The sequence below is a fragment of the Hymenobacter aquaticus genome (genome assembly GCF_004765605.1).
In the GTDB taxonomy this organism is placed as follows: domain Bacteria; phylum Bacteroidota; class Bacteroidia; order Cytophagales; family Hymenobacteraceae; genus Hymenobacter; species Hymenobacter aquaticus.
The window spans coordinates 441466-452826 of record NZ_SRLC01000002.1 but is presented as its reverse complement, the minus strand read 5'-3'; the positions used below and the strand labels follow the sequence as shown (position 1 = coordinate 452826).

Annotated in this window: 16 protein-coding genes; 8 read left to right on the top strand and 8 right to left on the bottom strand. The window is 59.3% G+C overall.

All coding sequences use genetic code 11. The features are described 5' to 3' along the window. Window positions 1-270: 270 nt before the first annotated feature. Window positions 271-579 carry a hypothetical protein gene (locus E5K00_RS14640; RefSeq protein WP_135464069.1) on the top strand — a complete coding sequence of 103 codons (309 nt, stop codon included), beginning with the start codon at window positions 271-273 and terminating at the stop codon, window positions 577-579. Between the two features lie 24 nt (window positions 580-603). Further along, on the top strand, window positions 604-2295 hold the full coding sequence (locus E5K00_RS14635; protein ID WP_167856907.1) for a hypothetical protein: 1692 nt from the start codon (window positions 604-606) through the stop codon (window positions 2293-2295). Here E5K00_RS14635 and E5K00_RS14630 read toward each other — a convergent pair. Continuing rightward, window positions 2292-2480, bottom strand: coding sequence for a VRR-NUC domain-containing protein (locus E5K00_RS14630; protein WP_394346330.1), 189 nt, complete (start codon window positions 2478-2480; stop codon window positions 2292-2294). The two genes, E5K00_RS14635 and E5K00_RS14630, sit on opposite strands and share 4 nt — an antisense overlap. A gap of 387 nt (window positions 2481-2867) precedes the next feature. Between E5K00_RS14630 and E5K00_RS14625 the strand changes: the two genes are divergently transcribed. Further along, window positions 2868-3581 carry a hypothetical protein gene (locus E5K00_RS14625; RefSeq protein WP_135464066.1) on the top strand — a complete coding sequence of 238 codons (714 nt, stop codon included), beginning with the start codon at window positions 2868-2870 and terminating at the stop codon, window positions 3579-3581. 50 nt (window positions 3582-3631) lie between these two features. Continuing rightward, window positions 3632-4273 (top strand): hypothetical protein, encoded by a 642-nt coding sequence (locus E5K00_RS14620; protein ID WP_135464065.1) that lies wholly within the window; start codon window positions 3632-3634, stop codon window positions 4271-4273. Between the two features lie 7 nt (window positions 4274-4280). Here E5K00_RS14620 and E5K00_RS14615 read toward each other — a convergent pair whose 3' ends face one another. The 3 genes from E5K00_RS14615 to E5K00_RS14605 all read right to left on the bottom strand — a co-directional run bounded on the left by E5K00_RS14615 (window position 4281) and on the right by E5K00_RS14605 (window position 6455). Further along, window positions 4281-4730: a hypothetical protein gene (locus E5K00_RS14615; protein WP_167856906.1), complete on the bottom strand. Its 450-nt coding sequence runs from the start codon at window positions 4728-4730 to the stop codon at window positions 4281-4283. A gap of 65 nt (window positions 4731-4795) precedes the next feature. Beyond that, entirely contained in the window at window positions 4796-5518 is a 723-nt protein-coding gene (locus E5K00_RS14610) for a hypothetical protein (RefSeq protein ID WP_135464063.1), read from the bottom strand. Window positions 5519-5531: 13 nt separating this feature from the next. Then, a complete protein-coding gene (locus tag E5K00_RS14605; protein WP_135464062.1) occupies window positions 5532-6455 on the bottom strand; it encodes a hypothetical protein in 924 nt (307 codons plus the stop codon). Window positions 6456-6558: 103 nt separating this feature from the next. On the opposite strand from E5K00_RS14605, the gene E5K00_RS14600 reads away from it, so the two are divergent. Continuing rightward, window positions 6559-7353 (top strand): helix-turn-helix domain-containing protein, encoded by a 795-nt coding sequence (locus tag E5K00_RS14600; RefSeq protein ID WP_135464061.1) that lies wholly within the window; start codon window positions 6559-6561, stop codon window positions 7351-7353. Here E5K00_RS14600 and E5K00_RS14595 read toward each other — a convergent pair. Genes E5K00_RS14595 through E5K00_RS14585 form a run of 3 tightly spaced genes read right to left on the bottom strand, consistent with a single transcriptional unit; the run spans window position 7319 to window position 8322 of the window. Continuing rightward, window positions 7319-7705, bottom strand: a complete 387-nt coding sequence (locus E5K00_RS14595; protein ID WP_135464060.1) for a hypothetical protein — start codon at window positions 7703-7705, stop codon at window positions 7319-7321. The genes E5K00_RS14600 and E5K00_RS14595 overlap by 35 nt on opposite strands. After that, window positions 7702-8088, bottom strand: coding sequence for a hypothetical protein (locus E5K00_RS14590; protein ID WP_135464059.1), 387 nt, complete (start codon window positions 8086-8088; stop codon window positions 7702-7704). Before E5K00_RS14590 ends, E5K00_RS14595 begins: the two co-directional genes overlap by 4 nt. Before the next feature lie 9 nt (window positions 8089-8097). Continuing rightward, complete coding sequence (locus tag E5K00_RS14585; protein WP_135464058.1) at window positions 8098-8322, bottom strand: hypothetical protein; 225 nt, start codon at window positions 8320-8322, stop codon at window positions 8098-8100. Between the two features lie 140 nt (window positions 8323-8462). Here E5K00_RS14585 and E5K00_RS14580 point away from each other — a divergent pair, with 140 nt between their 5' ends. Genes E5K00_RS14580 through E5K00_RS14570 form a run of 3 tightly spaced genes read left to right on the top strand, consistent with a single transcriptional unit; the run spans window position 8463 to window position 10634 of the window. Continuing rightward, on the top strand, window positions 8463-9155 hold the full coding sequence (locus tag E5K00_RS14580; protein ID WP_167856905.1) for an XRE family transcriptional regulator: 693 nt from the start codon (window positions 8463-8465) through the stop codon (window positions 9153-9155). 32 nt (window positions 9156-9187) lie between these two features. Further along, window positions 9188-9955, top strand: a complete 768-nt coding sequence (locus tag E5K00_RS14575) for a hypothetical protein (protein ID WP_135464056.1) — start codon at window positions 9188-9190, stop codon at window positions 9953-9955. Between the two features lie 52 nt (window positions 9956-10007). Next, window positions 10008-10634, top strand: coding sequence for a hypothetical protein (locus E5K00_RS14570; RefSeq protein ID WP_135464055.1), 627 nt, complete (start codon window positions 10008-10010; stop codon window positions 10632-10634). A gap of 222 nt (window positions 10635-10856) precedes the next feature. On the opposite strand, the gene E5K00_RS14565 is transcribed toward E5K00_RS14570, so the two are convergent. After that, a complete protein-coding gene (locus tag E5K00_RS14565; RefSeq protein WP_135464054.1) occupies window positions 10857-11282 on the bottom strand; it encodes an arsenate reductase ArsC in 426 nt (141 codons plus the stop codon). Between the last annotated feature and the right edge of the window lie 79 nt (window positions 11283-11361).

Genomic DNA, 11361 nt, shown 5'->3' with positions numbered 1-11361 from the left:
GTGGTGCTGGGTCGACTTGGGACGAAAAATCCAGTAAGCCAGCAGACCGAGCGCAGAGACAAGTAGAACGGCTAAAACTATCGGGGAGCCTGAAGTAGATTGCGCTAGAGCAGAGGCGCTAAGTGTATCTATTTGTGCGAAAAGCAAAGCTGTAGGGTGTAAATGCGGAATATGGGGCAATTTACACGGATGCCATTACCCTTTAGTCCTCGGGCAGTTTAGTTGTGAGCTATCGCCGAACTTCGCCTACCTTATGCACACCGTTTTGCTATGAATGCTACTTCCTATCTGCCGCACCAGAATCCGCAGCGCGTTTCCGTTGAGGGGCTGAGCCTGCCCGACCCGGCTACCGGGTTAGCGGCGGTGCCCGAGCAGGTGCCTGTGCCCATAGGCTGCTCCCGCGACTTGGTAGATGTGCTGGTCAGGGGGCCTAGGTACATGGCCTACTCGGTGTTCGACTGCGAGGAGCCTGTGAACGAGGCCGCAATGGCAGCGGTAACTGAGGTGTCGGGGGTGGAATTTGACCCAGGCGACGAGGACGCGGCTTTGTGTGGGCCGGTGCTGGTTATAACGCATTAGCAATAGTGAAATCCCGCCAACTGTATGAGTTCACAAAGGGAAAATCTGGATTTTCTGCGTGAGGAGATTGAGGCAGAAATGGCCGCTGTGGGTAGACATATCAGGGCTAACCCGCCTTTCGTGGCATTGCTGGGACTAATTAGAAGCTTGGACGTTCAGTACATTATATCCCAACACGATGCGGAGATTAGTCCGTCAATAGCAAGCTTATACAAATTCGGATGGCAGCCGCTTTTCAAGGAGGCATACGGACTCTTTGACATGGAGCCTCAGCCTATGCTTTTTCCCTCAAACAAGGAGCTTATAGAGAACGGGCAGATGCTCCTGGGTGCGTCAGGCCGAGTTGGTCTATGTCAGCAGCTATTGGATTACGTGCACTACGGGATGGTGAAAATTACTGAAATTACCGGCCGCGAAGCGCAGCTTGAGCCCAACCATAAATACTATGGTGTCGAACGTTTCGAGAGGGAGTATAGGCACCTTGTCGTTACAAACTTATTTGAGCAAGTCATCAAGGCTCGGGAGAAAGAGCGGCCGTTATCGTTTGAAAGCATACAGCCGCTGCTACGCCAGACCGTCCAGATGCCGTACCCCCAGTTTATGGCCTATGATGCGCCAGAAGAGGTTTCTGACTATTTCCAACAGCAAGGCCAATACCATCTCTTGCGGTTACAGGAGCATGAGAATTTTGGGCCAGAAGACGTATTTGGTGGCCTGCCCTATCGAATTTACGTTGATGCAGTTGAACAACTTATGGGCGTTGCACTAATGCACACGCATTACGCACTTGCCGCGATTGAAAAACAGCCACAGGCGCTGCTGGCTAATTTGCTGCCCTATCTGCGACCTGACCATTCCTTCGTTGAGGCGCTTGTTAAAGACCTTGATGTTACTGAGGAGCAGGCCAGCCAGATTCTGAGTTGTCTGACGGTAGACAAAGCCAATTGCGAAGGCTACACAAGCTTCACAGCCGCAGCGCCGCCGCCGTTTGTTCGGATGTCCGACGGATTTCTGCTCAGGTCGGTTGCGGGCTGCTGTGACAACCCGTTTCAACTGCTCAACTACGAGTTAAAGCGTCGGTTTGAGAAAGACTATTTCCGGTCTGTGAATAATAGGGAGGATAGATTTCGCAGCGACCTGTTTAAGCTTTTTCCGCAAGAGCATATTATTAAGATTAATAGGGAGGTGCGGATTACTACTCCACTTGGCGCAACGGATGTAGACGCTGTTATGTACGACAGAAAGACCTGTACCCTTGCGCTCATTCAGCTAAAATGGCCTGATGGCTATGGCGACTCTATGCGACGGCGTGCAAGCGTTGTGAAGAATTACTACGGTAAGGCTAACGAATGGGTGGAGAGAGTATATGCTTGGGCAACAAGGTTGAAGCCAGAAGAAATTTTCAGCGCCCTTCAGCTTCAACTCACACGCGAGGAGCGTAGGAGCTACAAAGGGTTTTACCTGATGGTGCTGAACCGGCACACGGCGCATTTCACGAGTGGTGAACCGAGTGAGAAAGCAGCTTGGGGCTCGTGGATGCAACTTGTGGCTACACTTGCAACGGGCTTAAAGTATAAGCCTGATGACCCACTTGGAGCCGCTTACTCGTGCCTGCGATATTTTGACCCGAAGCGCCGGACGGATAGGGGCGATGTGCCCGACTCTCACCCTTTTGAAATAAAAATTGGCGACTCTACGGTGAGCATGAATTTTTAAGGATGAGCAAAGCCACTACGGTGTTCAAACGACTGCTGGAACTGCGCGAAGCTGTGGGCGACGAAAGCTAGGCCACCGGCGGCTTTTAGCTCATCGAGAAACTGCTTCTGCTCGGGGCGCAGCTGGTCGCGGCCGGCTTTGACTTCAATGCCGATAAACACGCCGTCGCGCTTGCGGAAGCCGATAATGTCGGGGACGTGGGGGCGGTCCTAGAGGATGGAGCGGTAGCTGCCGGTTTTCTGTTTAAAGATGCCGCTGGTGTTCTGGCGCCATACGGCGAAGCCCTGCAGCGTGAGGTAGGCCAAGATGGCACTGGTGGTTTCGCCGACTGTGGATGAGGACAGTTCGAGCGGGGGCCGCTGGTGGTAGGTTAGAAAATGTGCTAGCCGGAGGTGGACGCGGGCAGGCTATGGGCGGAGCCAGTGGGCCGCAGTTAATAAAGGCGGCGAGTCCGGCGGCGCTCTGGGCTGAGGGGGAAGCACCGGCCGCATTTTAAGGTGTAGCTATTCGGGGCACTTACTTGTGCAAGTGCGGGTCCCGATGCTATTTGCCGCCTCACTTACGCCGGTCTAATGCTTCATGCTATAAGAAACAACAAGGCAGGCCGCAACTTTCAGGACGCCGTGAACTGGCGGTCGTTGTTCGGCGCGTCGGAGGATTCTCTTACTTCCTCGGTATTCGGGCACTTGTTTTACCTGCCCGCAAGCCTGTTGTGGGAGGTGTTGTGCAAAGGGGCCTACAACCTGGAATTACCTTGCCAGTCCCCGCCAGAAATTATCAGCTATGAGTTCTGGCCAAGATGGGATGCTACGCACACTGCCAACACGTACAGCGTGGAGCCCGACGTTTTTGTTCGCACATCGGAATTTGATCTGATAATTGAGGCAAAGCGTCACGACTACGGGCAGCAAAACCCTAAGCAGTGGCGTGACCAAGTACAGGCGTACCTCAATGAGTATGGCTGTGAGAAAAACGTGTTGCTGCTGGCCGTTGGGGGTATTGACCACGGCGATGAACAGCCAACACATTTGACCTTCCCAAGTCGCACGATATTAGTGTACAAATGTCGGTGGCGCACTCTGCTGGGGGCTCTGCGCACTGCCCAGCAGCAGCTACCGCCTGATACACCACACCTCAGTCACTTGCTCAAGGACCTGATAGCCGCTTTCGGCCTGCACGGTTACGCCACTAACGACTGGCTGGCGACTATGCCTGGCAGTGAGTTGACAAGGCTCAAGCAGGGCAACGGACTGCAGACGTTGCTGAGCAAATCCTCCCAATTCTGATTACATACCCCCGGCCCTGCATGTGCAGCGCCAACTGATATCCGCATTTTATGAGTGAGCTTACCCAGGAAGATTTAGTGGCAGTGGCCCTTGACGTGCGCAAGGCCTACCGGCTCCTGTACCTGTTTCAGGCTCGGGTGATGGACACCGTAAAGTTTATAGCTGAGCAGCTCGGCCGCAACTACCATGGCGGTTGGTGCTGGTTCAGCAGTGTAGCGCCCCGGGATGGACGGGGCAGCCTAGACAACTGGGCCTGGGACTGGCTGAATATGTACCATTACGAGTTTTTCCTGGGTGAAGAACTTGTTGATGGTAACAGGATCAGGCTGGCAGTAATTCTGCAGAGCGACACAGGATTTTATGATCATTCGGGTGCCGAAAAAACGGATATTCGCTCATTCGCACCGGTTGAAGAATCCGAAACGCGGCTGCGCTTTTTGGTTGGAAAGAATACCTGGCACGGTGAATTCGGGAAAGACTTTCCTGCTACCGAAACCAGAACGTCCGTAGGATACACACAGCTGAAAACTGCTGATGGCAGCGGCACGCTGATCACCAAAAGCTTTCCAATAACGTCGTTTCTGAATGAGACTGGTACCCGTCAGGTGCTCGATGAATTCGTCACTTACTGCCAGTCGAATGGTATCCCCGAGATTCGTCTGAGCCATTCACATCCGGCAGCCATTATCTAATACAACATTAGAACCGCTCGTTCAGGTGTTCTTCGCCGTTGATGTAGTAGCGTACCAGGTGGCCGGCGAAGCGAAGAGAACTGGCAAACTCAGCCCGCTCATGTGCGTCCTGCAGCGACGCAGCCACCACCTCAAATGATTCTTCCAGGAAAGGCAGCGGCCGCATAGAATCGGGCAGGTGGGGGCCGTCTTCGCCGGTTATCCGGACCTGGTATACCTGCAGGCCCTCTGGCAATGGGGACAGGGTGTGCTCCCGGACGTGGCCACACCGGCGGCATCGTACCGCTACGGCCACTCCGGTGGCGGTACGGCCCAGCACCCGCCCGCCCGTATGCGGGGTATCGGTCTGCTCCGCCTCGCAGAACAGCGTCAGCAGGTTGTGGGGCGAATAGCCGGTGCCGGTAGAGATGATGGAGTTGCGGGCCATGGTGCCGGGCCGGAGCCCTGGTAGATTCATCAAAGGTAACCACGAACCCGCCTCCGGCTGCACTGGGCCCGGGCAGGCAATGCTGCCAAGCAGAGTCAGGCGCTGCTGCGAAGCTGCTGCCCGTCATTCTCCGCGCGCAGTTGCCTTACGTACCGGCCTACGGCGCCCAGTGGAGCATCGGGGCGGGCCTGCCAGTCGGGGCGGGGGTTGCGGAACGCGGCGGCGTGCTGCTGGCGGCGGAACTCCTCGGGGTCGGGGGTGGGCAGGCCGCGGCGCCGGCGCTGCTTCTGCAGGCTGAGGCGGGCGCGCAGCGTGTCGTGGTTGGGGTGGTCGTCGGGGATGCGGTCAGCCAGCTGCTGGATGAGCTTCGGGGCCAGGTCGCCGAGGCTGGCCACGGCCTGGGACTGCGCCGAGGCACCCTGGGCTTTCTGGTCCAGGTGGCGGCTTTCGAGGAAGGCGGCCTTCTTGTCGAAGTAGTCGTTGAGCAGGGCGAAGATTTTGCCCTGGTCGAGTTCCTGGAAGAAGTTGCGGCCACTGGTGCGGGCCTCCTTCAGGGCCAGGATGATGTCTTTGAGGCTGTCGTGGCTGTACTTGCGCATGACCGTTTCGGCCAGTTCGATGAGGTCAGCCGCGTCGGGCTTATGGGGCACGCGCACCGAATCGACGAAAGCCCTGAAGATGACGGCCAGCAGTTTCAGCAGCTCCCCTTCGCCGATGCGGCGCTGCACCTGGAACAGCTTGGGCGCTTCGGCGGCGCGGGCGTAGTCGAGGCCGACGGACATGCGGGCCAGCAGCAGGCGGGGACGCTCGTCGGACACGGTAACCAGCTGCTCAAGCGTAGCGGCTGTCGAAATAGTCAGCAATTGCGCTTCGGAGCCCGGCCCCGGGGACGGGGGCACCGTAGCCGGCGGCTGGCTGCGCGGGAGCGAGTACGAGGGCGTTGCGTTCGATGTCATTGAGCATGAAATTTTTGGCGGTGGCTTTCCAGTCGCGGCGCCGGGGCGGCTCTCCGTCCTTGCGCCAGTTGGCTACTTTCTGGTGGTAGAAGCGCAGATTGGCCAGCTCGAAATCGGTGCCGGCGAAGGCCGCCACGAAGGCCTCGGGGTCAGCCAGCTCAGATTCGGCAAACAGGACCTCGGGCCGCCCCCCTCCCCTGCCGGGGGCCTTTCTTTTTGGCGCAACTTTTTCTTTCGGGGCCTCACCTGCATACTCCTCTGCGGTCAGCTGCTCCGCTGAAAGCAGCTCAGCCGGCACAGCGTAGCCCCCCGGTTTTTTCGCGCCCGCCGCAGATGCGTTTGAAAAGTCTGCGGGGTTTTCTTCGTCTGTTACCGTTACCGGTGTTTTCAGAATAGGCGCCACGCCCTGGCCGGTGGTCGGGCCACGGCTTGCGCTGCGGCCTGGCCCACAGCCTGGGCCGGATGTGGTTGGAGCACTTCCGGGCGCAGCGGCGGGCAGGGCCGCCTCCGGCTTCAGCTCGTGCATGAGGGCCTGGCTGGGGTGGTGCTGGCTCTGGCTGGGCTGGTAGGTGATGAGGCCCCAGGCCGTGAGGTCGCGCAGGCAGGCGCGGTAGGTGCCGGCGCTGCCGATGTGGGCCGCCCGCATCAGCTCGTCGCGGAACAGCAGGACTGCGGGCGGAAAGTGGGCGGCGTTCCAGAGCTGGAACAGGGCCACGTACAGGCTGATGTGCTGCGGGGTGGCCGTGGGCTCGGCAGCCAGGAAGGCAAAGGCAGCGCGGGTATGGGTAATGTAGTTCATACAGGGCCGTGCGGGAGGTAGCAGAGGGTAAGGGGCAGATGCGTACTTTGCATAGAAATACAAGCCGGTAGCCTGCGCGGCCCGGAAGCAGCACCCCCCACGTATGAGTCAGGAAATGCAGGTTGGTGACCGGATCAAGGCCTTTCTGGAAGCCCACGGGCTGAACGCCTATCAGGCTTCGCAGAAGCTGGGCCACGAGAAGCCTTCAAAAGTTTACAAGCTGGTGAACAACGACGCCAGGCCGGGCTACGACACCATCGTGGAGCTACTGACGGCGTGGCCGGATCTGTCGCCGGAGTGGCTGATTCTGGGTACCGGGCCCATGCTGCGCAGCGGAAGCGCGCCGGTGGATGACCTGCCGCTGTTTGCCGCCAAGGCGCCGGCGCTGCCGGAGCGGGGCATCAGCGGGGGCCGGACCGTAGCCGTGACAGTGGACCACACCGGACACGAGAACATCCTGATGGTACCGCTGCGCGACCAGGCCGCCTACGCCCGGCGCCACGACGACCCGGCTTTCCTGGACAAGCTCACCACCTTCCGGCTGCCGCTGTTTGCCTCGGGCACCTTCCGCGCCTTCGAGGTGGACGGCGACGAGCTGCACCCCGGCATCCGGCGGCACGACGTGGCCGTGTGCTCCTTCGTGGAGCGGTGGGACCTGCTGGCCCCGGGCTCGGCCTGCGTGGTGGTAGTGCCCGGCAGCGTGCTGGTGCGGCGCCTGCCCGCGCCCGTGACGGAGCGCCGGCAGGTGGTGGAGCTGCTGGCCGACAACGCGCAGATACCGCCCATGCACGTACCGGCGGCCGACATCATCGAGCTGTGGCAGGTGCGCGGCTACCTTACGACCCGGGTACCGGCCCCGCCGGTCAGGCCGGGCGGCCGGCCCGGCGGCGGCGAATAGCGGCGGCCGGCTCAATCAGCGCGGCGTCGGTGCGGTTGCGGCGCTGCCAGTCGTGCAGCTGCGAGAGCAGCACCCGGTCGCCGCGGCTGCTCTCGCCGGGCACGTAGTGCAGGCGGCGCGGATGGTTATCGGGCAGACGCATGTAGTCGCGCACGGTTTCGGGGTGCAGACCCAGCAGCTCGGCCGCGCGGGGCACGGCGCAGGCCGGGTCGGGCGCCGGGGTATTTTCCATCTGGCGGCGGGCCTCAGCAGCGCAGGCCTTCTCCAGGGACTCGCGCACCCAGGGGTGGTCGTCGGGCATCCGCACGATAATGTGCAGGCCGTCAGCGGTAGTGGTGGTCAGTTCCGTCATGGCCGGGGGCAGTTAACCTGTTCGGGAAAGAAATAGCCGCCTTTGTGGGGCACGGGCATAATGCCGGTAGCCTGCCGGTGGCGGATGATAATGTGGAGCTGCCCGAGTACCCGGGCGGCCGTGTCGGTATCGAACTGGGTGCGCCAGAGCTCCAGCCATACCGCCTCGCGGTGCGTGAGGTAGGGGCTGTCGAGGCACTGGCACAGCTCATGGCGCTGCCCCGGGGTCGGGAACGGATAGTTGCCGAAGTAGTCGGGCTTGGGGCAGGCCCGCACGGCAGTTTCGAGGGCGGCGGTGGCAGCGCGGGGCTCCTCCTGCAGGTAAGGCGTCGGCGGCAGCGGGCGGCGGGGGTATTCCTTGTCGGCGGTGAAGTACAGAAGCATAATGACGGATTATCTGGTAAGCTGGGACAGATCCTGCTGCACGGCCTGACTGCCGGCCTCCTTAATGAGGCGCACGGCTTCAGCCACGGCCGGGTGCGAGGGCCGGCCCTTGCGCAGGGCCTTGGTGACGGCGGCCCGGGACATTTCAAGCCGGTGCGCTATGTAGGTGATAGAGCCGTGGGGTAATAGTGCCCGCAGATCGGGCACGGATTTTTTCGGTTCAGACGGTTTCATTTGGTTTCATTTTGTTACATTTGCCATGTTTGTTACAGTTCCACCCACTAACGGAGTGACCAAATGTAACAATACCTAACTAAATGGCACAATATGCTACCAGTAAAAAATCTCCGGCTCAGGAAGTAGCGGAAGAAAACATGCGTACCAGTACCGGCGAACGGCTGCGGATCGTGCGCCAGGCGCGGGGACTCACCCAGCAGCAGATGGCTGATCTGCTCGGCGTAAAACGCCCGACCATCACGCAGCTGGAGGCCGGCCGGCATCAGCCCAGCCAGGAGGTACTGGAGGCTATTGTGCAGAAGCTGGAAGTCAGCCGCAACTGGCTATGGTTTGGTATCGGGCCGATGGAGGAAGCCACGCCGGGGCTCAATGGCAATGCCCGGCTGGCGCACCCGCTGGACGAGGAAGATTACGAGGACTGGATTCACATTACCGTGCCTGCCCGGGCCGGCTTCGGGGACCTGTGCGACCTGGATACCACGCTGTTTGACACAATCCGCATCTACAGTCCCAGTCCGGAGCTGCGCGGCCGGAAGACCTGGGTAATTGACGTGGACGGGGACTCGATGGAACCGCAGCTGCGCTCGGGCATGCAGGTGGCCGCGGTGCTGCTGCCGCTGGAGGACTGCAAGTATGCGGTGAGCGGGGTGTACGCGGTGGTGTTCGGCAGCCAGTTTGCCATCAAGCGCATCAAGGACAATGACCTGCTGACGAAGGGCTACCTGGTGCTGCACTCCGACAACGAAAACGCGGGCAGCCTGACGGTGGCCGCCGAAGATATCCGGTACATGTGGCGGGTGCTGGAAATCGTGCGGGGAAAGGTGCTATAATAGCCGGACCTCCTATCTGGCTACTACTACTTATGGCTCATTCTGACCGTCACCGGGCGGCTGTTGATACCCGTTACGACGAAGCACTACAGAGCACCGCCGACCAGTTGCACTGGTTGCCTTGGGTAGGTACCGGCTTCGCAGAACTGCCGCGTAATCAGCGGCTGCTACTTATCGGAGAGAGTCACTACCACTGGACACATCCAACCGAAACGAAGGAACAAGTGAGCCGTTACTTGGCGAACTGGGAGTTTACCAGGTATTTCGTTTTTGACCACGGCTTTAAAACTCCCCCAAAGCCTACCAAATTCACTACAGCACTCACCAGAGCACTTTACGGCAGGCAGCACTCCCGGGAGCAGAAACAGCGTTTGTGGTCGTCGGTGGCCTACTTCAACCGGGTGCAGCGGCCCATGGCAAACGCGCGGGCCCGCCCCACCCAGCAAGATTATCAGGCTGCATGGGACACATTTTTCGCCGTGCTGAGCGTATTGCAGCCGGGATACTGCCTGTTTGCAGGCGTTGAAATCTGCGGTTACACGGAGGAAATGCTGGTCGCAGCGCGCCGACACGGCTATACAATAGACGGACCGAAACGGCGGCCGGCAATCGGCAGGACGACACCCCGGATTGCCACCGTGACAAATGCAGCCGGAGAAACCACCCGGCTGCTCTTTATCAGGCATCCCAGCAGCTTTTTCTCTTGGCAGAATTGGGGCGGCTTCCTGCATGAGCACCTGCCCGGGTATCGTCAGTGGCTGCTTAGGGAAGATGACACAGCACCAGACCGGAGCTATTGAGTTTGGGGCCGGCAACCGGTAATTTTCCTGACGGATACAAGCTACTGCCGTCATGAGAATTTCTGCCAATACCAGTGTGAAGACGCCTCCCCGGATGAAGGACGTTTTCATTGACCTGTATTATGCAAAGCCAGCGCTGCTCCGGCTAAAAGGCCGCGGCCGGCCCTATGATGCGTTGATTGATATCATACTGGTCATGGGTGAGGACGATCCGGTGCCGGCTGGCAACCAGTTGCAGCAACAGCTGGGCATATCGGCTTCGGTGCTGCGGCGCTGGGTTACACTGCTGCACGAGGAGTTTCTGGCACTGATTGATGCGGATGCGGATGTGCTGCAGTTTCCGCTGGTGGAGCACCGGTTCCTGATCGACGACTATACGAACAAGGCTTCCTGTGTGTGCCGCCTGCCGGTCACCCCACGGGTTGGTGAAGAAGTCGAGTTACCCTTTCTGAAGAATTATGCCGGGTCCGGCTCTTATCACGTGTACAGGGTCACCCACAGCTATGAGGAAGGCCGCACTACGGTGACTGTTTCTCTGCGGCCCACCCGGCGCAATCAGCATTATGAGTATCTGAAAGACCGGGCGGAATTTGAGAATACCATAGATGCCTACACGCTGATCATGGGAAATGAGTATGAGATAAGTAAACGTCTACTGGAAAAGTATCCAAACGGGTGATGTTATTATCTCAGGCAAACCGGGACACGAAACGGGACACAATGACGCATTTTTCCTTTAATAGAAGCCAATAGGAATAATTACGCACCCAGGAGGGAGCGCCAAGAAGCCCGGTAGTAGACTTTAAACCAGTCTGTTACCGGGCTTTCTCTTTTTATCTGCCATTCCTGGCATCCTTGACCTGGTATTCAGACAGGCGTTTTGGCTCGGCGGATCGGCAAATCAGCCGAAGTACTGGCGGGTGAAGTCCTGGGCGTAGGCTTGCACCTGGTCGCGCACTGCCCGAAACTGCGCCAGCACTTCTTCGGCGGTGCCGGTAGCCTTCGCCGGATCGGGAAAGTTGTGGTGCAGGACGGCGGCGGTGGTGGGAAACACGGGGCAGGCCTCCCGGGCGTTGTCGCAGACGGTAATTACGTAGTCGAAAGGCACGGCGGCGTACTCGTCGACGTGGTTGCTGGTGTGGTGCCCAATGTCAATTCCATCTTCCCGCATCACCTGCACGGCTTTCGGATTGACCCCGTGGGTTTCTATTCCGGCGCTGTACACCGTCGCCTTCTCGCCGAGCAGTTGGATCAGGTAGCCGTGCAGCAGTTGGCTGCGGCAGGAATTTCCGGTGCAGAGCACCAGCACGTTTTTCTTGGCGGTCATAATACAAGAGCGAAATATGAATACCGGCGGCGCGCTAACCGGCCGCCGTGAGCCAGCTGCTGGCAGCCGAAAACTGCAG

What these genes read in the sequence shown, in the direction of transcription:
- E5K00_RS14620 (WP_135464065.1), top strand. Translation starts at nt 3,632, where the DNA reads ATGAGTGAGCTTACCCAGGAAGATTTAGTGGCAGTGGCCCTTGACGTG.
- E5K00_RS14580 (WP_167856905.1), top strand. Translation starts at nt 8,463, where the DNA reads ATGCGTACCAGTACCGGCGAACGGCTGCGGATCGTGCGCCAGGCGCGG.
- E5K00_RS14570 (WP_135464055.1), top strand. Translation starts at nt 10,008, where the DNA reads ATGAGAATTTCTGCCAATACCAGTGTGAAGACGCCTCCCCGGATGAAG.
- E5K00_RS14590 (WP_135464059.1), bottom strand. Translation starts at nt 8,088, where the DNA reads ATGCTTCTGTACTTCACCGCCGACAAGGAATACCCCCGCCGCCCGCTG.
- E5K00_RS14615 (WP_167856906.1), bottom strand. Translation starts at nt 4,730, where the DNA reads ATGAATCTACCAGGGCTCCGGCCCGGCACCATGGCCCGCAACTCCATC.
- E5K00_RS14625 (WP_135464066.1), top strand. Translation starts at nt 2,868, where the DNA reads ATGCTTCATGCTATAAGAAACAACAAGGCAGGCCGCAACTTTCAGGAC.
- E5K00_RS14600 (WP_135464061.1), top strand. Translation starts at nt 6,559, where the DNA reads ATGAGTCAGGAAATGCAGGTTGGTGACCGGATCAAGGCCTTTCTGGAA.
- E5K00_RS14585 (WP_135464058.1), bottom strand. Translation starts at nt 8,322, where the DNA reads ATGAAACCGTCTGAACCGAAAAAATCCGTGCCCGATCTGCGGGCACTA.
- E5K00_RS14595 (WP_135464060.1), bottom strand. Translation starts at nt 7,705, where the DNA reads ATGACGGAACTGACCACCACTACCGCTGACGGCCTGCACATTATCGTG.
- E5K00_RS14635 (WP_167856907.1), top strand. Translation starts at nt 604, where the DNA reads ATGAGTTCACAAAGGGAAAATCTGGATTTTCTGCGTGAGGAGATTGAG.
- E5K00_RS14640 (WP_135464069.1), top strand. Translation starts at nt 271, where the DNA reads ATGAATGCTACTTCCTATCTGCCGCACCAGAATCCGCAGCGCGTTTCC.
- E5K00_RS14565 (WP_135464054.1), bottom strand. Translation starts at nt 11,282, where the DNA reads ATGACCGCCAAGAAAAACGTGCTGGTGCTCTGCACCGGAAATTCCTGC.
- E5K00_RS14605 (WP_135464062.1), bottom strand. Translation starts at nt 6,455, where the DNA reads ATGAACTACATTACCCATACCCGCGCTGCCTTTGCCTTCCTGGCTGCC.
- E5K00_RS14575 (WP_135464056.1), top strand. Translation starts at nt 9,188, where the DNA reads ATGGCTCATTCTGACCGTCACCGGGCGGCTGTTGATACCCGTTACGAC.